The organism is Thiogranum sp. (genome assembly GCF_058323355.1).
In genome coordinates, this window is the sequence record NZ_JBTTIO010000062.1 from 81,848 (window position 1) to 106,067 (window position 24,220).

At 55.8% G+C, this 24,220-nt stretch carries 26 protein-coding genes and 1 tRNA gene; 7 read left to right on the plus strand and 20 right to left on the minus strand.

The window, feature by feature from the left end; all coding sequences use genetic code 11:
• Positions 1-44 precede the first annotated feature (44 nt).
• Together ACW81B_RS09570 and ACW81B_RS09575 are read right to left on the minus strand one after the other, a co-directional pair.
• Entirely contained in the window at positions 45-974 is a 930-nt protein-coding gene (locus tag ACW81B_RS09570) for a hypothetical protein (protein WP_491579998.1), read from the minus strand.
• A 156-nt stretch (positions 975-1,130) separates the two neighbouring features.
• Positions 1,131-2,645, minus strand: coding sequence for an OmpP1/FadL family transporter (locus tag ACW81B_RS09575; protein ID WP_491579999.1), 1,515 nt, complete (start codon positions 2,643-2,645; stop codon positions 1,131-1,133).
• A 293-nt stretch (positions 2,646-2,938) separates the two neighbouring features.
• On the opposite strand from ACW81B_RS09575, the gene ACW81B_RS09580 reads away from it, so the two are divergent.
• Complete coding sequence (locus ACW81B_RS09580; RefSeq protein ID WP_491580000.1) at positions 2,939-4,303, plus strand: OmpP1/FadL family transporter; 1,365 nt, start codon at positions 2,939-2,941, stop codon at positions 4,301-4,303.
• A gap of 229 nt (positions 4,304-4,532) precedes the next feature.
• Here ACW81B_RS09580 and ACW81B_RS09585 read toward each other — a convergent pair whose 3' ends face one another.
• From ACW81B_RS09585 to ACW81B_RS09595, 3 genes are all read right to left on the minus strand, one after another.
• Positions 4,533-5,840, minus strand: coding sequence for an ATP-binding protein (locus ACW81B_RS09585; protein ID WP_491580001.1), 1,308 nt, complete (start codon positions 5,838-5,840; stop codon positions 4,533-4,535).
• Positions 5,841-6,003: 163 nt separating this feature from the next.
• On the minus strand, positions 6,004-6,234 hold the full coding sequence (locus tag ACW81B_RS09590) for a sulfurtransferase TusA family protein (RefSeq protein WP_132971281.1): 231 nt from the start codon (positions 6,232-6,234) through the stop codon (positions 6,004-6,006).
• Between the two features lie 170 nt (positions 6,235-6,404).
• Positions 6,405-6,758, minus strand: a complete 354-nt coding sequence (locus ACW81B_RS09595) for a rhodanese-like domain-containing protein (RefSeq protein WP_491580002.1) — start codon at positions 6,756-6,758, stop codon at positions 6,405-6,407.
• A gap of 78 nt (positions 6,759-6,836) precedes the next feature.
• On the opposite strand from ACW81B_RS09595, the gene ACW81B_RS09600 reads away from it, so the two are divergent.
• The 6 genes from ACW81B_RS09600 (at position 6,837) to soxB (ending at position 12,634) form a co-directional block, all read left to right on the plus strand.
• A complete protein-coding gene (locus ACW81B_RS09600) occupies positions 6,837-8,360 on the plus strand; it encodes a beta-barrel assembly-enhancing protease (RefSeq protein WP_491580003.1) in 1,524 nt (507 codons plus the stop codon).
• Between the two features lie 280 nt (positions 8,361-8,640).
• Positions 8,641-9,021, plus strand: coding sequence for a sulfur oxidation c-type cytochrome SoxX (soxX, locus tag ACW81B_RS09605; RefSeq protein WP_491580004.1), 381 nt, complete (start codon positions 8,641-8,643; stop codon positions 9,019-9,021).
• A 31-nt stretch (positions 9,022-9,052) separates the two neighbouring features.
• Positions 9,053-9,526, plus strand: coding sequence for a thiosulfate oxidation carrier protein SoxY (soxY, locus tag ACW81B_RS09610; RefSeq protein ID WP_491580005.1), 474 nt, complete (start codon positions 9,053-9,055; stop codon positions 9,524-9,526).
• A 22-nt stretch (positions 9,527-9,548) separates the two neighbouring features.
• A complete protein-coding gene (gene soxZ / locus ACW81B_RS09615) occupies positions 9,549-9,860 on the plus strand; it encodes a thiosulfate oxidation carrier complex protein SoxZ (protein WP_491580006.1) in 312 nt (103 codons plus the stop codon).
• Between the two features lie 52 nt (positions 9,861-9,912).
• Positions 9,913-10,749, plus strand: a complete 837-nt coding sequence (gene soxA / locus ACW81B_RS09620) for a sulfur oxidation c-type cytochrome SoxA (RefSeq protein ID WP_491580007.1) — start codon at positions 9,913-9,915, stop codon at positions 10,747-10,749.
• Between the two features lie 133 nt (positions 10,750-10,882).
• Positions 10,883-12,634: a thiosulfohydrolase SoxB gene (soxB, locus tag ACW81B_RS09625; protein ID WP_491580008.1), complete on the plus strand. Its 1,752-nt coding sequence runs from the start codon at positions 10,883-10,885 to the stop codon at positions 12,632-12,634.
• Between the two features lie 122 nt (positions 12,635-12,756).
• Here soxB and ACW81B_RS09630 read toward each other — a convergent pair whose 3' ends face one another.
• From ACW81B_RS09630 to ACW81B_RS09700, 15 genes are all read right to left on the minus strand, one after another.
• Entirely contained in the window at positions 12,757-12,993 is a 237-nt protein-coding gene (locus ACW81B_RS09630; protein WP_491580009.1) for a hypothetical protein, read from the minus strand.
• 268 nt (positions 12,994-13,261) lie between these two features.
• Positions 13,262-13,462: a hypothetical protein gene (locus ACW81B_RS09635; protein WP_491580010.1), complete on the minus strand. Its 201-nt coding sequence runs from the start codon at positions 13,460-13,462 to the stop codon at positions 13,262-13,264.
• Positions 13,455-13,946: a hypothetical protein gene (locus ACW81B_RS09640; protein ID WP_491580011.1), complete on the minus strand. Its 492-nt coding sequence runs from the start codon at positions 13,944-13,946 to the stop codon at positions 13,455-13,457. The genes ACW81B_RS09635 and ACW81B_RS09640 overlap by 8 nt, the downstream gene beginning before the upstream one ends.
• Positions 13,947-14,305: 359 nt before the next feature.
• Positions 14,306-14,381 (minus strand) — tRNA-Lys (locus ACW81B_RS09645).
• Positions 14,382-14,444: 63 nt separating this feature from the next.
• Positions 14,445-15,710, minus strand: a complete 1,266-nt coding sequence (locus tag ACW81B_RS09650; protein ID WP_491580012.1) for a YeeE/YedE family protein — start codon at positions 15,708-15,710, stop codon at positions 14,445-14,447.
• Between the two features lie 28 nt (positions 15,711-15,738).
• On the minus strand, positions 15,739-16,425 hold the full coding sequence (queC, locus tag ACW81B_RS09655; RefSeq protein WP_491580013.1) for a 7-cyano-7-deazaguanine synthase QueC: 687 nt from the start codon (positions 16,423-16,425) through the stop codon (positions 15,739-15,741).
• The gene (gene queE, locus ACW81B_RS09660) at positions 16,409-17,086 is read right to left on the minus strand and encodes a 7-carboxy-7-deazaguanine synthase QueE (RefSeq protein ID WP_491580014.1); all 678 of its coding nucleotides are present in this window, start codon (positions 17,084-17,086) and stop codon (positions 16,409-16,411) included. The genes queC and queE overlap by 17 nt, the downstream gene beginning before the upstream one ends.
• 51 nt (positions 17,087-17,137) lie before the next feature.
• On the minus strand, positions 17,138-17,983 hold the full coding sequence (ybgF, locus tag ACW81B_RS09665) for a tol-pal system protein YbgF (protein WP_491580015.1): 846 nt from the start codon (positions 17,981-17,983) through the stop codon (positions 17,138-17,140).
• Entirely contained in the window at positions 17,970-18,503 is a 534-nt protein-coding gene (gene pal, locus ACW81B_RS09670) for a peptidoglycan-associated lipoprotein Pal (RefSeq protein WP_491580016.1), read from the minus strand. The genes ybgF and pal overlap by 14 nt, the downstream gene beginning before the upstream one ends.
• Before the next feature lie 45 nt (positions 18,504-18,548).
• The gene (gene tolB / locus ACW81B_RS09675) at positions 18,549-19,856 is read right to left on the minus strand and encodes a Tol-Pal system beta propeller repeat protein TolB (protein WP_491580017.1); all 1,308 of its coding nucleotides are present in this window, start codon (positions 19,854-19,856) and stop codon (positions 18,549-18,551) included.
• The gene (gene tolA / locus ACW81B_RS09680; protein WP_491580018.1) at positions 19,853-20,719 is read right to left on the minus strand and encodes a cell envelope integrity protein TolA; all 867 of its coding nucleotides are present in this window, start codon (positions 20,717-20,719) and stop codon (positions 19,853-19,855) included. Before tolA ends, tolB begins: the two co-directional genes overlap by 4 nt.
• Positions 20,720-20,774: 55 nt before the next feature.
• Complete coding sequence (gene tolR, locus ACW81B_RS09685; protein WP_491580019.1) at positions 20,775-21,206, minus strand: protein TolR; 432 nt, start codon at positions 21,204-21,206, stop codon at positions 20,775-20,777.
• Positions 21,207-21,215: 9 nt separating this feature from the next.
• Positions 21,216-21,890: a protein TolQ gene (tolQ, locus tag ACW81B_RS09690; protein ID WP_491580020.1), complete on the minus strand. Its 675-nt coding sequence runs from the start codon at positions 21,888-21,890 to the stop codon at positions 21,216-21,218.
• On the minus strand, positions 21,880-22,296 hold the full coding sequence (gene ybgC, locus ACW81B_RS09695; RefSeq protein WP_491580021.1) for a tol-pal system-associated acyl-CoA thioesterase: 417 nt from the start codon (positions 22,294-22,296) through the stop codon (positions 21,880-21,882). The genes tolQ and ybgC overlap by 11 nt, the downstream gene beginning before the upstream one ends.
• 533 nt (positions 22,297-22,829) lie before the next feature.
• On the minus strand, positions 22,830-24,203 hold the full coding sequence (locus ACW81B_RS09700; protein WP_491580022.1) for a sigma 54-interacting transcriptional regulator: 1,374 nt from the start codon (positions 24,201-24,203) through the stop codon (positions 22,830-22,832).
• Between the last annotated feature and the right edge of the window lie 17 nt (positions 24,204-24,220).

A 24,220-nucleotide genomic window follows, 5' to 3' on the forward strand; every position in this document is an offset into this window, starting at 1 on the left:
TGCAAGCAGGGGTTTTGGACAGCTGCCGAACATGCTCGTTCAGATCACTTGCCGCCCGCCACAGCGGTAAGCGCCTTGTCAACGGCTTTTGGCGTAGGCATAACATTCATAAAGCTGTTCTTGCCCATCATTTTCAGATCCGGGCGGTGCAATGCCATGCGGAAACGCACATGCAGGGCAACAACCTTGTTGCCATCGACCAGGATCTCGTATGGCAGGTAAGCGGTACTCCTGGGATCCTCAAAATCGATATTACCCATGATCCAGACATCATCCATGGCCTCATTGCCGTTTTCACCCGCCTTGCGCGCCACACCGAACACCGTAACATCCCCAGGCAGGTCGAGACGGTAGACCTTGGTCACGCCGGCAACGCCGGCAGCAAGGTTCTTCTCCAGAGTCGCCACTGCAGCTTCATGGCTGTCATACTCCGCCAACTCAAGAACATCATCAAAGTATTCCATACCGAAGGTGTAGTGATACTTGCGCAATTTACGTGCCGACAGGCCCTTCTTCGAACCAAAGGTTTCAATCGCACCCAGTGAACGGCGGAATGCATCGTTCACACCTTCCAGGTCTGTCTTGAGGTGATACGCCTTGGCGATGTAGATCGGGTTCGGGTAAGCCACCTGAACCTCATCGCCGACCCTGGTGATACCAATGCGCCAGGGCGCGGCAAAACCACCGTACTTCGACATGCCCGCAGCCTTGATCAGCTCATCATTGGTCACAATGATGATGTGCGCCTTGTCGACGTGTGTTCCCTCGTACGGGGTATATTCACCCAGAATCCTGAAGCCTTCGCTCTTCAGCTTGTCACGAACTTCATTAACCCTGGTATCAAAATCTGCCGTTCCCTTGAATGCCAGTACAAATGGCTTGAACTTCTCGGCCGCCTGCACGCTGCCGGAAAATGGCAACAGCGCAATCCCGACCAGCATGAACACGGAAAACAAACGTTTGATATTGACCATTCTTCTCTCCTTGACCTTTAATTTTTTTACTCCACGGGGGAGTCTAAACAACACCCGTTAAAAATTCGACCGCATATGTTGTACAAAAAAGGGCCGTGACATCACGGCCCTTTCCCGTCAACCTGACAACATGTCAAAGTCAGCCATCAACACGACTCAGAACTTCCAGGCGTAACTGGCTTCGATAGCGTTCTGGGACATGGCTTGTGCAGCGGAGAAATTGAACCCGGTGAAATTACCCGAAGCAGGAACTGTATTTCCACCAATATAGTCATAATCCAGGCTTTCGCGGAATGCATGCATATACGCCACCGTCAGCTCAGAGGTAGTGGTTGGGCTGTAAGTAAAACCAACTGTCGCATGTTTCTGAACCACCGCAGGAGCAAGAACGTTAAACAACGCCTGATCGTCATCGTACGGCGATTCGGAGAAATTATAGCCCGCACGGAACGTCCACTTGCTGTTGTACATGTAGCTGACACCAACCTTGATGACATTGATATCGTCCCAGCCAAAACCCCAGCCATCGTTGGTTCCCAGCGGGTTCGTGATCGCTGCCGGGTTGCCAGTCAATGCCCCGACAAAAGCGCTAAAGAATTCGTCAGCTGTCGGTCCTGCATTGTTGATTGCTGCAACCTCACTATAGTTGATACGTGCCCAGTCTACTGCCAGAGTCAGACTGGATGACGGGTGGATAGCCAGACCGATACCATAGGTGGACGGGATATCAAAATCACCCTTCTCTGCAAACAGCCCGGCATACTGATCAAAAGCCTCCATGTTCAGCTTGCTGGTGTAGGATGCACCAAGAGAAAACATACCGTACGTTGCCTGATAACCGACACGGGCACCGTAACCCCAGGACTGGCTGTCACCGTTGTTGGTTACCTTGCCGGGGTTACTGGAGAAAGCCTGGAACAAACCCAGACCATAGGCACGGAAACGCTGGTAAGCAATCACCGGCGCAAATCCGACCGAGTGATGCTGATTGATCTTATATGCGATGGTCGGCGTAATCAGCACCTGAGAGAGATTTATACCCAGCGACGGAGTGTTATTCGGATTGGTATACAGTGTCTGCAGATTCGGATCCATGGCCGCTGCGGGTACACCCTGAAACTCAAGAAAACCGGCAAAGCCTGCCTGACCACCGAAATTTCCGGTCGAGGTATCACCAATGACAGGCCCGAATGCATCCATGTATACATTACCCGTACCGCCGTTGGCGCTACCATAGCGAGTATTCATGCCACCATTGGCAACAACAGCCAGTCCAAAGGTCATATCATTGCCCATGTCCATCGTGATACCAAAATTGGGTATTGCGAATACTGTTGCACCACTGGTTTCACGGCTATCCACGCCCTGACGCGGACCATTACCGAAATCCGGCGTGGCCATACCGGTAGCATCCACCTGGCCTTCTCGCTGACTCGGGCTGAACAATTCAACGCCGGCATCAACGCGGTTACCCATGCCAGCCAATGCGGCTGGATTGATGGCAGCGGCCAGGGCATCCTGCCCGAAGGCCATGCCCGCACCCGCCATACCACGGTTCTTCGAACCGTAACCAATTTTGAAATACCCGTTCGTCGCATTTGCCAGTGGCGCTGCAACCAGTGCCACCGCCACAGCGACGGATGTCAACGTACGTTTCAGGATGAGTTTCATAAGTCCTTTCCTCTCTTAAAAATTCGGCAATGTAGTGTGGCGCCCGCACTCTGTTGTATTTTCACAACACCCGGTTGGGGTGTTCGCTACAAACATGTAGCAAAAAGGTACGGGCTGTCAATTCCCCATTCACGAAAAAGCAAGTTCCATGCCGACAATTATATATAAGGATTTCCTGATACTTAGCTGCCCTTTTGAAAGCAGTTTTACGTGGATTCTGCTTGTATTACTGCGGCTGCCGGCGATATGCTGGGCACCCGTAGCGGCTACACAACAAATTAGAGGAGCTTCCGATGCTGAATCCGAAAGCCAGATTCCCGTCACTTCAACTCGCCACCGCCGGAATACTGACCCTGATGGCACCGGGTGTCATGGCGGCAGGCTTTGCACTCATCGAACAAAGCGCCAGCCAGATGGGTAATGCATTTGCCGGCAGCGCGGCCATCGCCAACGACGCCTCGACGATCTATTTTAATCCGGCCGGCATGACGCGACTGCCCAGACAACTGGTTGGCGGCCTGCACCTGGTTGCAACCCAGGCCGAATTCAGCGGTAGCGCAACAACACCGGCGACCACCCCGGTAACAACCGGCGGCGATGGCGGTGATGCCGGCGGCCTTGGCGTCATCCCCAACCTGTATTACACCTCACCTGTCAATAACCGATTTGTGCTCGGCCTTGGCATCAGCGTCCCGTTTGGCCTGGCCACGGAATACGATGATAACTGGGTAGGTCGTTACCAGGCGATCAAATCGGAAGTCACCACGATCAACATCAACCCTGCCCTTGCCTTTAAGGCCAGCAATTCACTATCTGTCGGTATTGGTGTGAACTTCCAGTACATAGAAGCCGAATTAACCCAGGCGATTGATCAGGGAACCCTGTGTGCGCCAATTCTGGCCCAGCTCCAGGCAGCCGGCGTACCAGGAGCAGACCCCACAAATTGCGCCGGCCTGCTACCTGAAGGCGCCGATGGCTTCGCCAAGGTGAAAGGAAACAACTGGGCGGGCGGCTTCAACTTTGGCCTGCTGTATGAACCCGATAACAACACCCGTATCGGTGTCAGCTACCGCTCCCGAATCAAGCAACAACTGATCGGCGATGGTGAATTCTCTAATATCATTCCGCAGCTCAATCCGGCTTTCGGGATCTTCGTGGATACGGACATCAGTGCCGGCATCACCCTGCCACAAACCGCTTCGCTGAGTGCCTATCACAACCTCAACAATCAGTGGTCAATCATGGCGGATGCTACCTGGACCGGCTGGAGTTCCTTTGACGAATTGCGTATCGAATATGATTCCAACCAGTCCGATACCGTTGTGGATGAAAGCTGGAACGACAGCATGCGCTACGCCATTGGCCTGGACTATCGGCACAATAACCAGTGGACCTTCCGCGGCGGTCTTGCCTTCGACGAAAGCCCGATCCCCGGCGACAACAAAAGGACGGCGCGTATCCCCGGTGAAGACCGCACCTGGGTATCGGTGGGCTTTGGTTACAAGATATCTCAAACGCTCGGCATCGATGTCGGTTACTCCCATCTGTTCATCAAGGAACCGAAGGTTGATCATGGCACCGCGACGACCGGCACAATCACCGGTGATTACGATGCCAGCGTAGACATTCTCAGCGCCCAGCTGGTGTGGAATATATAGCAGGCGATCCAGTTCATTGCCCGGTATGTGGCCATCGGAAGGCCCTCCTTAACTTTTTTCCCACCCAAATATGCAAATATCATTGCTGACTATCCAGAACTGGACGAGGATGATATCAAGGCTTGTTTGGCATTCGCAGCAGACAGGGAGCACCACCTGACAAGTATCACTGCTGCGTGAAACTTCTGCTGGACCAGAACATTCCCGCTGGAATCACACTACCCGGGATCTACCCGGGTTGCCGCGCCGACCACAGCCAGGCAGGTATTACACTGATCAATCCGGAGCCTGTCTCAATTTCTTCTTCGCTATCAAGACTTACAATCATTGCGCGCGTTATTCCGGTTTCCTGCATTGCAGTCGTCAGGGCTTTAACTTCACGCTCACGTGTTCGCTTGTCACGCAAATCCAGTGACACTTGATAAAGTGTCTGCAAACCGCCCTGACCCGTGGTTATGAAGTCCACTTCCAAACCACCCTCGGTACGATAGTATTCGATACCCAGTCCTTGCCGCCTCAATTCCATATAAACAAAGTTTTCCAGTAATCTTCCCCAGTCAGACTGTGGCTGGTGCAGGAAGGCATTTGCCAGTCCTGTATCGATCGCATAGACTTTTCGGGGGTTGACCCGCTTTGCTCTCTCCGAACGCGAGTAAATCGTAACTGAATAGATCAGGTAGGCATCTTTCAGATATTCGAAATAATCATGCAGCGCATTCTTGCCGCAAGCCAGGCCTTGTGACTTCAGATCATTGTAGAATTTGTTAACGCTGAACAAGGTGGCGGGGGTCGCCAACAAGCGTCGAATGAGCGCTCGCAGAGGAAGAATATTGCCTATCTGATACCGTTCGACAATATCTCGCAGGATTACAACATCGACATACTCCTGCAAGATGCGGATACGGTGGTTATCCTTGACTGACTGAACTTCCGGAAAACCGCCGTTGAGCAAATAACGACGCAGGCGATTCTCCAGCAGCGCACGCTTTTTCGCCCCCGGGCGTGGTGCCGAAATACCCCCTACCCCTTCATGGGCCAGTGTTTCGCGAAAGCTGAAAGGAAACATCTCTGTGCTGAGGGAACGCCCGCGCAACGCGGTGGCAATCTCCCGACTCAGCAGTTTTGCCGAAGACCCGGTGACCGCAACCTGTACCTGCTCAGTGTCAACCAAACGCCTTAGCCACACTTCCCAGCCGGAAATGTTCTGCACTTCATCAAAAAAGAAATAGCAGGTTCGGTCACGATGACCGGGGAACATACGATAGTAGGTTTCAGTAATTCGGCCAAGCTCATCTGCTGACATGGGCAACAGGCGTTCATCGTCGAAATTGAGATAGAGCATCGCCTCTTTGGGGATACCTTGCTCCAGGTAGCGATTCATTACCTGAAACAAAAACCAGGTCTTGCCCGTCCTGCGCATCCCGATAACTGCATCAATTTTTCCTGACAGCGCGGGCAGATCCACTTCACGATGAGTTGGCGCCGGTAAAGAGCGCTCGTGAAAGTCGGCGATCAGTTGTTCGAGTAGCGAATCCATACTGGAATACTATCTTTATAACAAAGATAATTCAAGCTATATATAGATCTAATATAAAGACAATATAAGCAATAACTGATATTGATCCGGGATTATTCATGACCACAAAAAAAAAGCGGCGCCGGAAATCTCCGACACCGCTTTTTCCGGAATCCGGCGCAGCTTACGCTTTCTTGATCAGAAACTCGTATTTGCCGCCAGCTTCCTTGGATTCGATCAGCTCATTGCCGGTCTGCTTGGCAAATGCCTCAAAATCTTTCACGGAACCCGGATCGGTCGCAATGATATGCAGCACCTTACCGCTGTCCAGCGTTCCGAGAGCCTTCTTGGCGCGCAGGATCGGCAGCGGGCAGTTCAGGCCGGATGCGTCTAGTTCTTCGTCAAAATTTGCCATCTTAAAATGCTCCTTAGCGTGTGTTCGATATAAAACGATTGGGTGGTCAGACTTGAAGGCCCGTACTTATAAGGTAAGTAATCGGCAAACGCAAGCAAAAAGCGCCTGAATACCCCATTCTGGATAGCCCTGTATCTGCTACTGGCAGCACACCAGACAGCTGCGTTCCATCACTGCACAGCGGCAACAAGCCCGGTTTCCGGTATCTCAACAGGCAAGCCGTTGCGCGCCCAGTCGACAATCCCGCCGCGCAGATTAATCACCTGATCAACACCCTGTTGCTGCAAAAAAGCGCAAACTTGTGCCGATCGTGCACCGGTTCGGCAGTAAAAAACAATTTTTCCGGATTGACGCAATTCATCGATTTTCAATGGAACAAGGTGCATGGGCAAAGCCTCTGCTCCTGGCAGCATGCCCTGCGCCATTTCATTCGTGCTGCGAACATCAATCAACCGGAAACTTTCCGTTCCTGTTTCGATCATATCGTAAAGTTGTGATGTGTTAATTTCCTGTATTGCCGTCATAGATCCACCTATATTAGCAGTTTCTTATATTTTTGGGGCAAGCCTGCCCGATGTCAACCCGGCCCCATCAGAGATCCTATGCACTATCCATCTATCCATTCACTCATACCGCGCCTTGGCGCCGACACGGCACTGGGTTATTCTGCCGGGCGAATGATACAACGCGCCTTTCAGATTCTTGCCCTGACCCTGCTGTCAGGTGGCTTTCCGCAGTTCGCATACAGTGAAATCTCGGCAGACCAGCTCCCGGATTTCGGCGATTCCAGCGGCGCACTGATTTCCCCGGCCCAGGAACAGGCGCTGGGCGAGGCCTTTATGCGCAGTGTACGCAGCCAGGCAACGCTGGTTGCCGACCCACATGTAAACCACTATATCCGGCAACTCGGCGCGCGCCTGGTCACTAACAGCGATACACCCACTTACCCGTTTACCTTTTTTGTCGTAGACGATCCATCAATTAATGCCTTTGCCGGCCCTGGCGGTCGCATTGGCGTTCATACCGGCCTGCTGCTGGCGGCGGAAAGCGAGAGTGAACTGGCAGGCGTTATGGCGCACGAAATCGCCCATGTGACCCAGCGCCACCTGTTGCGCGCGTATGAATCTGCACAGCAACTCAGCCTGCCCACGGCAGCCGCGACTATTGCCGCCATCCTGCTGGGTGCCGCAACCGGCAGCGCCGATGCCGGTATCGCCGCTGCCTCGGCCGTGCAGGCGGGCAGTATCCAGCAGCAACTGAATTTCACCCGTGCAAACGAGAAGGAGGCCGATCGTATCGGCATCCAGACACTTGCGCGTTCCGGCATCGACCCGTTTGGCATGCCGGCATTCTTCGAACGCCTGTACCAGACCACACGCCTGTATGGTGCCGCCAGTATTCCTGAATTTCTCAGCACTCACCCGGTCACGACCGACCGTATTGCAGAGTCAACAGACCGTGCACAAAAATACGGGCATGGCAAGCAACGCGATACACTGGAATTCGAGCTGGTAAAGATACGCCTTGCCGTACAGCAGTCGCGCAACCCCGGCAGTATGCTGCGCAGTCTCAATGCCGAAGCCGGTCCCGCACAGCGTTATGGACTGGCGCTGGTTAGCTGGCGCATTGGCGACACGGCCACTGCGCGCAAGCATATCGCCATTCTCCGGCGCTCAGACCCTGACCGCATACTCTACCGCACCACCCAGGCGCGCCTGCTCATGGAAGACGGCAAGCCCCGGGAAGCCCTGAAACTGTTCGAGGACACCCAGCGCCTCTATCCCGGCGACGACGTGGTCGGCCAGTATTATGCAGAAGCCCTGCTGCTCGCCAACAGGCCTGCACAGGCACGCAGCGTCATTCTGACGCTGCTCAAGGGCGAACACGCGCGTACACCACCTATTTATAAGCTCTGGGCTCGCACCACCAGTGCTAACGGGCCGGCCTGGGAAACGCGCTTTGCCTCCGCGGAACTCTATGCCATGAACGGAAATCTGTCGCTCGCCGTCGACCAGCTCGAGCAGGCACTCCGCCTCAAGGGAATCAACGACTACGACCGTGCCAGGGTTCAGGCAAGACTGCATGACCTGAAATCTCTCCTCGCCAGGCGAGCAGAACGGGAATAAAACCTCTACAAGCCCCGTCTTCGCGACTAGTAACTTGAGAAAATACCTGATTCACGACCCGAAACATGGCATCGGCCGGGTGAACAGCGCACCGCGCCGAACAAGATCTTCAACTGCCATGACAACTGTTTTGACTCACCGGAAACAGAGGTCTATAGTCGCGAAAGCATTAGGATTATTGCAGGTTCATGATGAGGTGCCTGGCTTCGCAGCCGCGCAGTTATTCGCCAGACAGCTGGCACAACAACCACACTGAAAGCGCATTGTAAGGAGGATAAAGATGCGGAAATTCCCCAGCATCCTGAAGACAGCAAGTTCTGTGCTGGCGATTGCGGGCAGCCTTGCGCTGTTCCCGGTCACCGGCACTGCTGCCGAGGCACAAACCGCTTCGGTCACCGAGCAGGGTAAAGCCCTGTCGTTTGATCGAAAAAAAGGTAATTGCCTGGCATGTCACCAGATTGAGGGTGGCAAGCTGCCCGGCAATATCGGCCCGCCACTGATCGCCATGAAAGCGCGTTACCCGGACAAGGGCAAGCTACGCGCCCAGATCTGGGATGCCACCAGGGCCAACCCCAACACCATCATGCCGCCCTTCGGGCGCCACAAGATTCTCAGCGAAAGCGAGATCGATAAAATTGTTGAGTTTATCTACACGCTGTAAGCAGCGTGCAGTTCAATCAGGAGAGATACCAGTGATTAACATGAAACGCAGAACCTTCCTGAAAGGCTCCGTAGCCGCAGGCGCAGTCAGTGCCGCTGTGGGTGCAGGCCTGTTAACCCCGCGTGCCGTTCTCGCCGCCTGGCCAACTGACGCGTTCAAGGCTACCAGTGTGGAGGCTGCGCTCGACGCGCTCACCGGCACACACGCCATGGAGGCCTCGGACAAGGTTCAGATCGATGCACCGGATCTGGGCGAAAACAGTGCCGTGGTTCCGGTCAAGGTCATCAGCCAGCTGGACAATATCGAGTCCATGAGCATTATCGTTGAAAAGAATGCATCACCGCTGACGGCTTCCTTCATCCTCGGCCCGGGCGTACAGGGCTTTGTCAACACCCGCATCAAGATGGGCAAGACGTCCAACGTCATTGCTGTCGTCAAGGCGGGCGGCAAACTGTACAGCGCGCAGAAAGAGGTCAAGATCACCATCGGTGGTTGTGGCGGTTAACCAGGATTCAGAGGAAAGAAACATGTCAACTATCAAGATTCGGGCAAAAGCCGGCGACAAGGTCACCAAGGTCAGTGCGCTGATCGAGCACCCCATGGAAACCGGCTTGCGCAAAAACAAAAAAACGGGCAAGAAAATTCCTGCCCATTTCATCCAGGAAGTGGTCTGTGAGTTGAACGGCACAGTCGTCCTGACCGCGCTGTGGGGCCCTGCGGTTTCCAAACGCCCATTCCTGCAGTTCAAGATTGAAGGCGCCAGGAAAGGCGACGTCATCAAACTGAGCTGGGTCGATAACAAGGGCGAAAAAGATTCCGCCGAGGCCAAGATTGCCTGACGTGATTCAGGCCATCCAACCGACTACCACCTATCACGGAGGCAGACAAGTTATGAAAAAACTGCTCACCATCGCCGCGACCCTGGGTCTGATGTGCACAACATCGATCACGGTTCAGGCAAGTCCACAGCAGGATCTGAAAGAATTCCGCAGCTACTTCGCCAAGCGGTTCCCCGATGTTCCCTTCCAGGAATTCGTCAATGGCGTGTACGCCATCGATGCAGCCTCCCGGGCGCAGTGGGAATCCATCGAGGAATTCCCGCCCTACGAACTCAGTATCGACAAGGGTAAAAAGCTGTTCGAAACCCCGTTCGCCAACGGCAAGACCTACGCCAGCTGTTTCCGCAACGGCGGCATTGGTATCAAGCAGGACTACCCCTACTTCGACACCAAAACCGGCAAGGTCGTTACACTGGAAGGTGCCATCAATGCCTGCCGTGTGAAGAACGGCGAGAAGCCTCTCGGCTGGAAAAAAGGCAAGATTGCCGACATTTCCGCCTACATGGCTTACACCTCACGTGGCAACAAGGTCAACGTCAAGATACCGGCTGACCCGGCCGCCATGGCAGCCTACGAGCGCGGCAAGAATCACTTCTATGCCAAGCGTGGCCAGCTGAACATGTCGTGTGCCGATTGCCACCAGTGGAACGCGGGTAACCGTATCCGTGCCGACCTGCTGAGCCCCGCGCTCGGGCACACCACCCATTTCCCGGTCTACCGCTCCAAGTGGGGCGCGCTGGGGACGATGCACCGTCGTTATGGCGGCTGTAACAAGCAGGTTCGCTTCAAGCCCTTCAAGGCCCAGAGCGACGAGTACAGGGCGCTTGAGTACTTCCACACCTACATGAGTAACGGTCTGGAGATCAACGGCCCTGGCGCTCGCAAATAAGCGCTAGCTGACCCCGAAAGCCCGGTCTCTGACCGGGCTTTTTTGTTTCTGCAAATCGGAATAAACTTGACCGCGTCACGTCTTTCCAGACAGCTTTTCCAATTGCCTGTACCTAACCCGGGAATACTAAATTATGAATATCAGTCGCCGTGAATTCCTCCAGATGCTTGCTGTTGCCAGCGCATCCGGCATTTCCCTGAGTGCCTGCGACTCGGACGCGCCTCCCCCTTCAGCCGGCGTCAAGCCGACGTCAGCCCCACTGGGGCCCTATGAGATGCTTCCCTACGGTAATGTCTCCCTGATGCACTACACGGATTGCCATGCGCAGCTGCTACCGATCTATTTTCGCGAACCGAATATCAACCTCGGCATCGGCGACATGCGCGGCCAGCCGCCACACCTGGTCGGGGACAAGTTCCTTGCCTACTACGGCATCAAACCGGGTTCCCGCGAAGCCCACGCTTTCACTTACCTCAACTTTACCGAGGCGGCGAAGAAATTCGGAAAAGTTGGCGGTTTCTCGCACTTTGCCACACTACTGAAAAAAGTCCGCGCGCAACGCCCCGGCGCCCTGCTGCTGGACGGCGGCGACACCTGGCAGGGGTCAGGCACCGCGTACTGGACCAATGCGCAGGACATGGTCGATGCCCAGAAGCTGCTCGGTGTCGACGTCATGACCGCACACTGGGAAATGACCTACGGCGCAGACCGCGTCACTGAAATTATCGAAAAAGACTTCAAGGGCCACATCGATTTCGTCGCCCAGAACATCTTCAACAACGAGTGGGAAGAGCCGGTTTTCAAACCTTACGTCATCAAGGAAATCAATGGTGTTCCGACAGCCATTATCGGTCAGGCCTTCCCTTACACACCGATTGCCAATCCCCGCTACATGATGCCGGAATGGAGTTTCGGCATCCGTGACGAACGTATGCAGAAAATGGTCGACCAGGCACGCGGAGAAGGCGCCCAGGTGATCATCGTGCTGTCGCACAACGGCATGGACGTTGATCTCAAAATGGCCTCCCGTGTCACCGGTATCGACGCCATTATGGGTGGCCACACGCACGATGCGATCCCGCGCCCGGTCATTGTCGACAATGCCGGCGGCAAAACCCTGGTGACCAATGCCGGGTCCAATGGCAAGTTCCTCGGCGTGCTCGACCTGGATGTTCGCAACGGCAAGATTCAGGGCTACCGCTACCACTTGATGCCGATCTTCTCCAACCTGCTGGAACCGGATGCAGAGATGGAAGCCTATATCAGGAAAATGCGTGCACCGTACGAAGCAAAACTGGCGGAAGAGCTGGCTGTCACCGACGAACTCCTGTACCGCCGCGGTAATTTTAACGGCACCTTCGACCAGCTGATCTGTGATGCGCTGATGGAAGTCCAGGGCGCCGAAATCTCCCTGTCACCGGGCTTCCGCTGGGGCGTCAGCGTGTTGCCAGGCGAGGCCATTACGTTTGAGCACGTTATGACCCAGACCGCCATTACCTACCCCACGGTCACGCTCAACAACATGACCGGCGCACGCATCAAGGAAGTCCTGGAAGATGTCGCCGACAACCTGTTCAACAAGGACCCCTACTACCAGCAGGGCGGCGATATGGTGCGCGTTGGCGGACTGAAATACAGCATCGCCCCGAATGCCGGCATGGGTGATCGCATCAGCAATATGGAGCTGGATGGCAAACCGATCAGTGCCGACAAGGAATACTCGGTGGCCGGGTGGGCCAGTGTAGGCCAGCCACTGGAAGGTACACCAATCTGGGATGTGGTCAGCGAATACTTGCGTGACAAGAAGACCATTTCCCATATTGAGCTGAACGAACCCCTGATCAAGGGTGTCGGTGATAACCCGGGATTTGCAGCAAAAACGTAAAGCGGCGGCGGGGGTTACCTGCCTGCAGGAAAAAACCGGGCGCAAGACCCGGTTTTTTTATGTGGGTCCCCTGGCACAAATCCGCCACACGCCCCGGCATTGCAAAAGCAACGGGGTCATCGTTATTCAGCCTCTGCTATCGACCGGATACGTTCCATAACAATTGGAACCCGTCTCTGACTACTCATATCACCGGGCAAATGACCGGATACAGCCTCGACAAAACGAGCGTCATCCAACAAAGCCCGAAATCGCTCAGCCAAATGACTTTGTAGTGCTTCAGGAGAGGCCTGTACTTCGCCAACCACCTCCGGCCGCCCATCCAGCACAGCCACAATATCTTCGATATCATGACTCATCAGATAGTCCCCCCTTCCCTCTGCCATCAAAAGCGGAAAGCTTTGGGGCTAAAAAACAGGGCGCTGTCACCATACGGATCTTATTCCCCGACGGGAGATCAACAGCTCCCGCGGCATCGAGTGCAGGCTGGTACCACTCGTTGCCAAAACCCAATATGTCAGGATTTGTCGGCATGACATCGAGCAAGATACCCTTCGCTGTCCAGCGGCAGATCGGCGCCTCCGGACTTTGGTCCTCAGTAAATCCTCTTTCCCTGAGCTGTTCGGATCAACGATGATAATCCGCCAAAGAGGCGGCCTCGGTAATGACATCAACATCCTGTGTCGGCCGGATCGGCGGTGCTGCGACATCGGTCAATAACAGCCCTGTCGCACAGCCTCCCAGAAAAACCATGTCCTGCACTAACGGACCCAGGGCATCGACCGCAATTTCCAGGATCTCGATATTCGGATTCCGTTCTCTATGCATAGCGCTGAAGTCTCGCCCTGAGTTCTTTGCTGGCAATATCCCGCTCCCGCGCCCGGCCAGCCCGAATGCCATCAACCAGCACGAGTAACTCGTAAAGCTTTGGATCCGCTCTCGCCGCTTTGGGTGCCGATTTGTACAACGGCGAAAATGCAATACCGCGTGCCTCTCCTTCCGGATCTGGCCACACAGGTGGCGGCTCGTTCGATGAGACAAACAAGTCCCCCAACGGGGACGCGGCGTAGCCCGTCGGCATTCCCCAGGCCATTTCTCCTCGCTCAGGCACAAACACGTATTTCAGGCCGTGGACCAGAAACTCTTCCAGATTCCTGATATTTGGAGCTATTTTTTCACCACTATGGACGGCCAGCGATGCGGCCAGTGACCGCTTCACCGCCGAATGAACCTGGGATGAGGCTAATCCCAGCTCGACCGATAGCGACACGTAGGACCAGGACCGATTACCCAGGGCCACGAGTTTCAGCATTACCAGGACATCTTGCGGTTTTAGAAGCACCGGGCGCTCTCCATTCTGGATTCTAGAATAGAGAATATCTGGATAGGCCAGATTGTCAACACCGAAACCCTGATTAAAGTCTGCTTATGGGGCTAACTCAGTGAGTGTAACCATCCAAAGAAAGTCACCGACGAAGACGTATCGGGCGCCGGGATTACCCGCAACGCATACCGATTGAAGGATAGTTCGGGCAGGGCAAGAACGGATACAATCTCAACTCTATTCGAGCGAAATTACTCTGTCAGAATGATACCCGTCCGGACATTGACCGCGCGTCCGAGCGACTATCGGTACTGGCGTACTGACTCGATGAGCAAGCTCTATGATTTTGGTGGGTCGTATAGGATTCGAACCTATGACCAATTGGTTAAAAGCCAACTGCTCTACCAACTGAGCTAACGACCCGGAAAGGCCGGCATGATACCGAACCGGCCAAAAATGACAAGTCTGAACCTTCGGGCTATTGTATCAAACGGCTTCCAGGCGCCGAAGCGACTTTGGCAACAAATGCATGTCGACCAGTGAGGTTACCAGCGCTGCGGCAAAACTGGCATCATCCTCATATACCATTTTGTAGTACTGGATTTTCATGGTCAGTGCGCTGCCCAGGACAATAGCACCAAAGGCAATAAACGATCCAAGCGCCAGCGTCGAAATCCCCGTAACCCCCTGGCCGATGGTACAGCCCAGCGCCAGTACGCCGCCGAAACCCATGAGTGTGGCGCCAACAAAATGGTTGAGAAAATCCCTGAACGAGGAGAACCATTCAAAACGGAAACGGCGACTCAATAGCGACCAGAGCAGTGAGCCGAGTATTACACCGGCAACCGCCATCACACCAAAAGTCACGTACGCCGAGTTGAAACCGGACAGGGTGTAGCCAGCCGTCTGCCCCATGGGATTGATGAAGGTAAAAGACTGCGGCATCAGCGGCCGGGTATCGGCCGGCTTTCCTTCTTCCGAGTCGGCAAGGAAATCCCACTGCTGGGCAAAAGACTGCAAGGTGTACTGCTCGTCGTCGATATCAATCTGCACATTGCTGGTCACATACCAGGCAGCCAGCACGGCCAGGCCAACGGCCAGACCGCCCAGAATATTGTCGAAACTGCCGCGGAAGTCGCGCGAACGGAATACAAAGAACACCAGCAGCAGTCCCAGCGCACCCCCGATAATCATACGTGCCGTAGCCGCGCTTTCAACGCCGGCAACCAGCGTACCCAGATCCTGGCTGGACCCCAGGTCGACCGCCAGCGGACGAATCCAGTTATAGAAAAGCACGGTAAACAGCGTCTGGTCAGAATCAGGGAATGGATTGATCATGAAATAGGCGATCACTGCAATGACGACAAATACAAGGATCGATTTGAGATTGCCGCCGCCAATACGCACCAGGCACTTGTTGCCACAACCGCTCGCCAGCGTCATGCCAATACCGAACATAAAGCCGCCCAGCAGGTTCTCGGCCCAGATCAACTGTGATCCGCGATAGGGCGGGAAGGTGGTGCTGACGTTAACCAGCGCATAAGGCTCGAGTGCAGTCACACCCAGCATGGCCACCGCAATAGCAAACAGCCAGGCACGAAAGCGCCCGGTATCACCTATATTGACCCAATCGGATACGGCACCCATGGTGCAAAAATTGGTTTTATTGACAATGGCGCCCATCAGCAGCGCAATGCCAAAAACAGCCCAGAGAAAAAAAGACTGCGCGGAGACAAAACTGTCAAATGTCATAACTTGGGTTCCTCTAAACTGAAATCGGTCATGGCTGGTAGTCTGTGGGATCATCAATCCCGGCTGCCGCAAAACCGGCAGCGCGTAGACGGCAGGAGTCACATTTTCCGCAGGCCCGCCCGGCTGTATCAGCAGCGTAGCAGGAAATCGTCATCCCGTAGTCCACCCCGAGCCGGGTTCCGGTGCGGATAATCTCCGCCTTGCTCATCTTGATCAACGGGGCGCGCACCTCGAAGGTACCACCCTCGACACCCGCCCGGGTTGCTAGCCGACAAAGACGCTGGAAAGTCTCAATATATTCCGGGCGGCAGTCCGGATAGCCGGAATAATCGACAGCATTGACGCCTATAAACAGGTCCCAGGCGCCCAGCACTTCAGCCCATCCCAGCGCCAGGGACAGAAAAACCGTATTACGCGCAGGCACATAGGTAACAGGGATACCCTCACCGGGCTGCTCCGGCACATCGATTTCCCTGTCTGTCAGGGCCGAACCACCAAATGCCCCCAGATCAAGCGGGATTATCTTGTGTTCCACGACGCCGAGGGCACTCGCGACGCGCTTCGCCGCTTCCAGTTCCGAATGGTGTCGCTGACCGTAATCCAGGCTCAGCGCATAACAGGTAAAGCCCTGCTCGCGTGCCAGTGCCAGCGTGGTGGCCGAATCCAGCCCGCCGGACAGCAGCACCACAGCCTTGCACTCAGCGCCCTGGCTCATTGCCCCAGAGGATCTTGTGTAACTGAATCTGGAACCTGACCGGGAGCCGATCCTCAATGATCCATTCAGCCAGCGCCGTAGCATCCTGCTGGCCGAATGCCGGCGAGAAAAGCACCTCGCAGTGAAGTGCAACCGCATATTGCTCCAGCACCCGGCAGGCCCAGAGGTAATCTTCCCGGTCACAGATCACGAACTTTACCTGGTCACCCGCTGCCAGGTACTGGAGGTTTTCAAAACGGTTTTTATCGACTTCGCCGGAACCCGGCGTTTTGAGATCCATCACCTTCATAACACGGCCATCGACCTGGCTGACGTCCAGCGCACCACTGGTCTCCAGGGATACCTGGTAGCCCGCGTCACACAGCTGCTCCAGCAGCGGCAGGCAGCCGGGCTGTGCCAACGGTTCCCCACCGGTTACCGTGACGTGCTGTACGGCATAGTGCCCCACACGTCCCAGAACATCCCCGCTCAACATGAAGTCTCCACCCCGAAAGGCATATTCCGTGTCGCAATACTGGCAACGCAACGGACAACCGGTCAGGCGTATAAACACCGTGGGTAGACCCATGGTGGTCGACTCACCCTGCAGGGACAGAAAAATCTCGCTGATACGCAGCCGTTCGGCCAACCGGCGCGATGACGTGTGAAGAAGCGGCTCCATAGCCGGCATATTACCATTAAAGCCCGTACAACAGCCGCGTGTACGTGGGGGTTATTTGGCCGGAATATGGCCTTCCTGCTTCATGCGGTCCAGCCGTTTCTGCGCCAGTTTTGCCGTCGAGGTGCCGGGGAAGCGCTTCACCACCTGTGAGAGCAGATCTGCAGCCGCCTTCCAGTCTTTCAACTCATACTCGCTATAACCCATCTTTAACATGGCGCCGGGCACTTTGGGGCTGTCGGGAAAGCCTTTCAGTAATTTGCCGAACTCATCCAGCGCCGCCCTGAAGTCACGCGTCACGTAATAGACTTCACCCAGCCAGTACTGCGCATTATCCGCGTAGCTGCTGCCCGGGTATTTTTCCAGGAAAGCGCGAAATGCCGCTGCCGCTTCGTCGTAGCGCAGCTCATTGAGAATCGCCAGGGCCTTATCGTAGTCCCTGCGCTGCGCTGCAGGGTCCAGCGCAGGCGCCTGCAGCCGGGGAACGGCCCGGTTATTCTTCGATGACGCCACAGGGGGCGCTGAAGTGCCTGCCGTACCTGCCACAGCCGATGTCGCACGGCCTGTGGAACGGATGACAGCACCTGTTTGCGCCGGGGTTCCGCCCTGCACTCCAGCGGCCTCCAGGCGATTCAGACGCCGATCGATATCCACATACAGGTCACGCTGGCGTTTCTTGAGGCTTTCCATGTCGTGTGCCTGTACCTCCAGCTCGCCGCGCAACTGCCGCACCTCTTTCTGCAAGGTTGAAACCTGATCAAACAGTTCCACCAGCCCACGGCTGTCCAGCTTGCGCTCCAGCTGCTGGATACGCGTCTCCAGCTCCGACTTGCTGATCGACCAGACGGCCGGTGCCGCTGACAGCAGACCGACGACAAGTACGCTTCTAGTAACCCACATAGACCAGTTCCACGCGACGGTTCATGCTCCAGGCCGATTCATCGTGGCCCTCGACGGCGGGTTTCTCCTCGCCATAGCTGACGGTCGTGATCTGCTGCGGTGAAACACCCTGAAATTCCAGCATACGACGTACGGCCTGGGCACGGCGCTCACCGAGCGCGATGTTGTATTCGCGTGCGCCACGCTCGTCGGTATGGCCCTCTATCGAAACCTTGACGTCCGGATTGGCTGACAGGAATGCGGCGTGTGCGGCCACCAGTTCACGGTCCTGCGCTGCCACCTCGTCACTATCAAAGGCAAAGTAGATAACCCGCTGCGACAAGGGACTGTTGGGGTCGGACAGTGACCCGATACTCAAGTCACCATAACCGGATACACCGCTGGTCGTGGCACCTTCATAACGACTGGAAGTTCCATGATCCTCGACTGCAACCTCACCTTCCTTGCTGCCGCCTGTTGAACTACACGCGGCCAACCCGCCGAGGGTCAGCATTACCACCAGAAGTTTTATGAATTTCATTGTTACGCTCCTTTATCTGTTTCAAATAGTACATCCAGGCCGTACTCAACGCTGCTGACTGAACGGCGACCACACCGGCTCTCTCACATCGCTTTGCTGCACACTGAGGCGCTGGCGAAAACGACCATCACTCGATACCGCCGCCAGCACACCACGACGACCGGCCTCGGTCGCATAAATAATCATGCTGCCATTAGGCGCGAAGCTGGGGGACTCGTCCAGTGTGCCGTCACTGACCACGCGCAGCAGCCCACTTTCGAGATCCAGCACAGCAATGCGATAACGGCCACGCTCGCCATTCACCATGGCGAGACGACGACCATCCGGTGAAAAATCCGCACTGGCATTGTAACTGCCTTCAAAGGTCAGGCGCCGGGCCTGTCCACCGCCTGTCGACATCCGGTAAAGCTGCGGACTGCCGCCACGGTCGGACGTAAACACAATACTCTTGCCATCCGGCGACCAGACCGGCTCGGTATCGATAGCCGGCCCGAAGGTCAGGCGTTTCAGCTGACCGTCTTTCAGGCGCAGCGTGTAGATTTCCGGGTTGCCATCACGTGACAGGGTCAAGGCCAGCCGGCTACCGTCCGGTGACCAGGCCGGTGCGCCATTAATCCCGGAAAAACCGGCCACCTTGCGCCGCTTGCCGGTCGAGGCATCCTGTATAAAAATGGACGCCCGACGCTTCTCGAAGGACACATAGGCAAGCTGGCGGCCGTCTGGCGACCAGGCGGGTGACATCAACGGCTCGCGCGAAGTCAGCAGGGTTTTCGCATTGAAACCGTCACTGTCGGCAAGCAACAGGCGGTATTCCTTGTAACCAGCTTTCTTTTCTACCTCAACATAGGCGATGTGCGTTGCAAACGCACCCGGCTCACCCGTGAGTTTTTCATAGATCAGGTCACTGATGCGGTGTGCGACATAACGCAACTGGTCTGCCGTGGCAGGGATACTGTGGCCCGTGATCTGCCGCCCCCGGTATACATCGAACAGACGAAACTGGATACGGTACTTGTCCACACCGGCTGTTTCGACCTTGCCAATGACCAGGTTGTCTACACCGAGCGTGCGCCAGTCCTTGAAACGAACCTGCCTGATGTCACTCGGCCTGGACAGCATGTCACGCTCGTCCAGCGGCGCAAAACGGCCGCTGCGGGCAAGATCTGCCGCGATAATACCCGACACATCCTGTGGTGGCGGGTAACGGTTATTGCTGATATCGAACGGCACCACCGCAATCGGTGCGGCACCTTCCATTCCCTGGGTGATCTCAATGGTCAGCGCTGCCTGCACAAGACCAGACAGCAGCATTAACAGACCAAACAGCGGTTTTCTACAGGCTTTTATTTTCATGAATCAGGATTGAACTCAAACGTTATTGAACGGAATTTTTCCATGACCTCGGGATCCGACGGCACCGGCAGGGGCGAGGCCCTGAATACAGCGGCCTCCACCGAGCGGTCAAACGCTGCATTGCCGCTACTACGAACAATTTTCACATCGACCACTTCACCTCCCGGGATCAGCCTGACTTTGACCACACACGACAAACTGGCATTACTGCCCGAAGGTCGAATCCAGTTCCGCTGCACCTTTTCCTTTATGTACAGGCCATATTCGTCAATCATACGCTGCATTGCCGAATCGCGCTGCGCGCGCAGACGCTCCTGCTCGGCGGCAAGGCGTTCACGCATTTCACGTTCTGCCTCGGCCTTTTTGCGCGCCTCTTCAGCCTTGCGCCTTTTCTCGGCTTCCGCCTTTTTACGCGCTTCCTCTGCCTTGCGTTTCTTCTCCGCCTCGGCTTTTTTGCGTGCTGCTTCAGCCTTGCGTTTCTTCTCCGCCTCCACCTTCTTCTGTTCGGCTTTACGCTTCTTTTCAGCCTCGGCCTTTTTCTTCAGCATCGCCTGACGTTTCTTCTCCGCCTCCACCTTCCTGCGTTCTGCCTCAACCCGGCGTTTTTTCTCGGCTTCCGCCTTGCGCTGCTGCTCGGCACGCTGCTTTTTTTCCTGCTCGCGTTTCAGGCGCAGCTGTTCGGCGCGCGCTTTTTCCCGTTGTTTTGCTTCCGCGATTTGCTTCTTGCGTTCGACCTCGGCATCCAGCTTGCGCGCATCAATGGCAACAGCCTGGATCGGCGCCGGTTTGCGTGCAACACTGGGCGCCGGACTCCAGTCCAGACTGAATACCAGCACCGCGAGCAGTACAAGGTGGGCCAGCACCGCATAGATAAAGGAGCGCGGATAGTCGCGCAGAAATCGCCACAGTTCACGAATTTCAGCTCCCTCCTTCCACCGGTTCGGTTACCAGCCCGACACGCTGTGCACCGGCCTGCTGCAGCAGTGCCATGGCTGTCACGACGCGGCCATAACCCACCTCGGCATCGCCGCGCACCATCACCGCAACCCCGGGCCTGCGCCTTAATACCGCGCTGGCGCGCTCTACCAGTGCATCTTCACTGAGCGGCTGTTCGGGATCGTCGCCAATATTGAGAAAATAGCGCCCATCCGCGTCGATGGTCAGTACCAGTGGATCTTTCGGGTCACCATCCATGGGTTCTGCATTGGCCTGTGGCAGCTCGACATCGACCCCCTGGTTCAATAACGGGGCGGTAATCATGAAAATCACCAGCATGACCAGCATGACATCAATATAGGGAACGACATTGATCTCTGACATTGGTCGTTTGCGCGGGCGTTGTCTGGCCATAGGGAAGTATCAGTTATGCGCCTGGCGCTGCAGGATAGTGGAAAATTCTTCAAGGAAGTTATCGTAGCGGTTTTCCAGTCGCTCCACGTCATTCGAGTAACGGTTGTAGGCAATGACCGCCGGAATTGCGGCAAACAGGCCCATCGCGGTGGCGATCAGCGCCTCTGCGATACCTGGCGCCACCATCGACAAGGTAGCCTGGTGGACGTTGGCCAGCCCGCGAAAGGCGTTCATGATACCCCACACCGTACCGAACAGGCCGACATAGGGGCTGGTTGAGCCCACAGTGGCGAGAAAAGACAGGTGCGTTTCCAGCTCATCCACCTCGCGCGACAGGGCGACCCGCATACAACGCTGGGCACCCTCGACAACCGCCATCGGGTCCACACCGCTCTGCTTGCGCAGGCGGGTGAACTCCTTGAACCCGGCAACAAAAATATTTGGCAAACCCCGCAGTGTTTCGCCTCGCTGCGACACCTGGTGGTACAGCGTTGACAGGTCACCGCCGGACCAGAAACGCTCCTCGAATGCTTCAGCCTCTTCGCGTGCTTCGGCAAGCGCGGTGCGCTTGCGAAAAATCATGGTCCACGACATAACGGAAACTGCCAGCAACAGGAACATGACCATCTGCACGACGAGACTGGCGCCGCTGATAAGACTGAAAAACGAGAGGTCAGCAGACATCGGTTAATGCCTCCAGGATAAGGCCGGGGATGGGGGTTGGGCGGAATGTTTCGGCATCGACACAGGCGATACGGATCTTGCCGCTGCACAAAATGGACGTCTCACCCTGCCGTCGAACCTTTTGGTCGAACGTCAGACTGACCCGCCGCTGCTCACAGACGGCGGCACTCACCTCAAGCGCATCGTTGAACCGCGCCGGCTTGTGGAAATCAACCTGGACGGAATGCACGGTAAAAAGCACTCCCTGCCCGGTACGCAAGCTGTCCTGTTCGAAACCCAGTGACCGTAAACATTCGGTGCGCGCACGCTCCATAAACTTCAGGTAATTGGCGTAGTAGACCACGCCCCCACTATCGGTATCCTCGTAATACACGCGAACCGGCCAGGTAAACTGCAACAAACTCATCCCTCTCAGTGACCACAACGATACAAAAAGATTCCTGTTGTGTTGTCATTCAAATCATCAGCGGCATAGCTTACCGGCGCAGCATTTGCTTTGCACCTGCGCTGACCCCGAACAAAAAAAACGCGGTCTGGGGGACCGCGTATTTCCCATGGACGGGAACAGAAGCCTGATTATCACCAGGAGGAAAACAAGTGGATCAGGGTTGCAGCGCAGGCGCGATGCAGAACAGCAGCGTTGCTGCCGGAATTTTCATCCATGCTCCTCGTTATTGTTGTTTGCCGTTTTATGAGGTGCAGGAGCAAAGGCTATGCCAGCTTCGAAAAAACACCACGGCACAGTCGTTTGCCGGGGTGAAAACAAAGCAACGCGGAAATTCACTGTCAAAACCGGCCGTTTTCGTTACCTGCTGGCGACAGCCGCCGGGGAATAGCAGGTAAGCAACTGATAATCAGCCAGTTAGGCCGTCCCCAAACAACGACAAGCCAGGCCGGCGCCAGCATGTCAGCGCCCACCGGAGACGACTCAAAGTGGTATCAGGTTACCGCGCGAGCACCCTTGAACTGGGAAGGATTGAGATGGTGTTTGTGCAGCAATTTGTAGAACTCGGTGCGATTCCGCTTGGCAATTCGCGCCGCCTGACTCACGTTACCACTGGTAATCTGCAACAGTTGCGTAAGGTATTCCCGTTCGAAACGCGAACGCGCATCTGCAAAGGCCGGCATTTCTTCATTGGCCTCGTCACGCAAGGCACGTTGCACCAGGCTGGCCGGAATCAGCGAGGTCGTCGTGAACGCGACTGACTGCTCCACGACATTGTACAACTGTCTCACATTGCCCGGCCATGGCGCTGACAGCAGCACCTCCATGGCCTCCGGCGCAAATCCCTTCACCCCCTTGCGGGCGGCATCGGCAAGATTGCGCAGCACATGGTTGGCGAGCAGGGGAATATCCTCGCGCCTTTCGATCAACGAAGGAATCTCCAGCGCGACCACATTCAGCCGGTAGTACAGGTCTTCGCGGAATGCGCCCGTTTTGCGCAACTCATCCAGGTCGCGGTGGGTTGCGGAAATAATACGCGTGTCAACAGGCACAGAAACGGTAGAGCCCACCGGCCGTACTGCACGCTCCTGAATGGCGCGCAGCAGCTTCACCTGGAAGCTCATCGGCATATCACCGATTTCGTCGAGAAACAGTGTACCGCCCTCGGCCGCCTGAAACAGGCCCTTGTGCTCACGCGTTGCGCCAGTAAACGAGCCTCTGGCATGTCCAAAGAACTCAGACTCGAACAGGGACTCAGGGATGGCGCTGCAATTAACGGCAACAAATTCGCCGTCAGCCTGCGGACTGGCGCGATGTATCGCCTTCGCCAGTATTTCCTTGCCAGTGCCGCTCTGGCCATGGATGAACACACTGGCGCCACTGGCGGCAACCAGTTTCGCCTGTCCCAGCAGGTCTTCCATCAGCGGGCTGCGGGTTACGATGCCCTGACGCCATTCTGAGACAGAGGACTCCCCGGAACGGTTATGCTGCTCACCGGTAACGCGTAAGGCACGCGTTACCTGATCCAGCAGATCCTTGCTGTCGAACGGCTTGGTCAGGTAGCCGAAAACACCACGGCTGGTGGCATCAACTGCATCGGGGATGCTGCCATGCGCTGTCAGAATAATGACTGGCAACGCCGGACTGCGTCGATGAATCATGTCAAACAGCGTCATGCCATCCATGCCATCCATGCGTAAGTCCGTGATTACCAAGTGAGGCTGGAAAGTCGGGATCTGTGCGACTGCCTTTTCTCCACTCTCAACGGCGGCTACTTCATAGCCCACAGCCGACAGGCGCATGGACAACAGCCGCAGCAGGGCGGGGTCATCGTCAACCACCATGACACGATAACGACAGGCACTCATTTTTACTCCTTACCGAC

Bases quoted from the DNA above. Each gene is read 5' to 3' on its own strand.
- tolQ (WP_491580020.1), bottom strand. From the start codon at position 21,890: ATGTCTGCTGACCTCTCGTTTTTCAGTCTTATCAGCGGCGCCAGTCTC.
- pal (WP_491580016.1), bottom strand. From the start codon at position 18,503: ATGAAATTCATAAAACTTCTGGTGGTAATGCTGACCCTCGGCGGGTTG.
- ybgF (WP_491580015.1), bottom strand. From the start codon at position 17,983: ATGTGGGTTACTAGAAGCGTACTTGTCGTCGGTCTGCTGTCAGCGGCA.
- ACW81B_RS09640 (WP_491580011.1), bottom strand. From the start codon at position 13,946: ATGCTGAAACTCGTGGCCCTGGGTAATCGGTCCTGGTCCTACGTGTCG.
- ACW81B_RS09630 (WP_491580009.1), bottom strand. From the start codon at position 12,993: ATGAGTCATGATATCGAAGATATTGTGGCTGTGCTGGATGGGCGGCCG.
- ACW81B_RS09635 (WP_491580010.1), bottom strand. From the start codon at position 13,462: ATGCATAGAGAACGGAATCCGAATATCGAGATCCTGGAAATTGCGGTC.
- tolR (WP_491580019.1), bottom strand. From the start codon at position 21,206: ATGGCCAGACAACGCCCGCGCAAACGACCAATGTCAGAGATCAATGTC.
- soxZ (WP_491580006.1), top strand. From the start codon at position 9,549: ATGTCAACTATCAAGATTCGGGCAAAAGCCGGCGACAAGGTCACCAAG.
- soxX (WP_491580004.1), top strand. From the start codon at position 8,641: ATGCGGAAATTCCCCAGCATCCTGAAGACAGCAAGTTCTGTGCTGGCG.
- queC (WP_491580013.1), bottom strand. From the start codon at position 16,425: ATGAGCCAGGGCGCTGAGTGCAAGGCTGTGGTGCTGCTGTCCGGCGGG.
- ACW81B_RS09700 (WP_491580022.1), bottom strand. From the start codon at position 24,203: ATGAGTGCCTGTCGTTATCGTGTCATGGTGGTTGACGATGACCCCGCC.
- ACW81B_RS09600 (WP_491580003.1), top strand. From the start codon at position 6,837: ATGCACTATCCATCTATCCATTCACTCATACCGCGCCTTGGCGCCGAC.
- queE (WP_491580014.1), bottom strand. From the start codon at position 17,086: ATGGAGCCGCTTCTTCACACGTCATCGCGCCGGTTGGCCGAACGGCTG.
- ACW81B_RS09595 (WP_491580002.1), bottom strand. From the start codon at position 6,758: ATGACGGCAATACAGGAAATTAACACATCACAACTTTACGATATGATC.
- ACW81B_RS09575 (WP_491579999.1), bottom strand. From the start codon at position 2,645: ATGAAACTCATCCTGAAACGTACGTTGACATCCGTCGCTGTGGCGGTG.
- soxB (WP_491580008.1), top strand. From the start codon at position 10,883: ATGAATATCAGTCGCCGTGAATTCCTCCAGATGCTTGCTGTTGCCAGC.
- ACW81B_RS09590 (WP_132971281.1), bottom strand. From the start codon at position 6,234: ATGGCAAATTTTGACGAAGAACTAGACGCATCCGGCCTGAACTGCCCG.
- tolB (WP_491580017.1), bottom strand. From the start codon at position 19,856: ATGAAAATAAAAGCCTGTAGAAAACCGCTGTTTGGTCTGTTAATGCTG.
- soxA (WP_491580007.1), top strand. From the start codon at position 9,913: ATGAAAAAACTGCTCACCATCGCCGCGACCCTGGGTCTGATGTGCACA.
- ACW81B_RS09585 (WP_491580001.1), bottom strand. From the start codon at position 5,840: ATGGATTCGCTACTCGAACAACTGATCGCCGACTTTCACGAGCGCTCT.
- ACW81B_RS09650 (WP_491580012.1), bottom strand. From the start codon at position 15,710: ATGACATTTGACAGTTTTGTCTCCGCGCAGTCTTTTTTTCTCTGGGCT.
- ACW81B_RS09580 (WP_491580000.1), top strand. From the start codon at position 2,939: ATGCTGAATCCGAAAGCCAGATTCCCGTCACTTCAACTCGCCACCGCC.
- ACW81B_RS09570 (WP_491579998.1), bottom strand. From the start codon at position 974: ATGGTCAATATCAAACGTTTGTTTTCCGTGTTCATGCTGGTCGGGATT.
- ybgC (WP_491580021.1), bottom strand. From the start codon at position 22,296: ATGAGTTTGTTGCAGTTTACCTGGCCGGTTCGCGTGTATTACGAGGAT.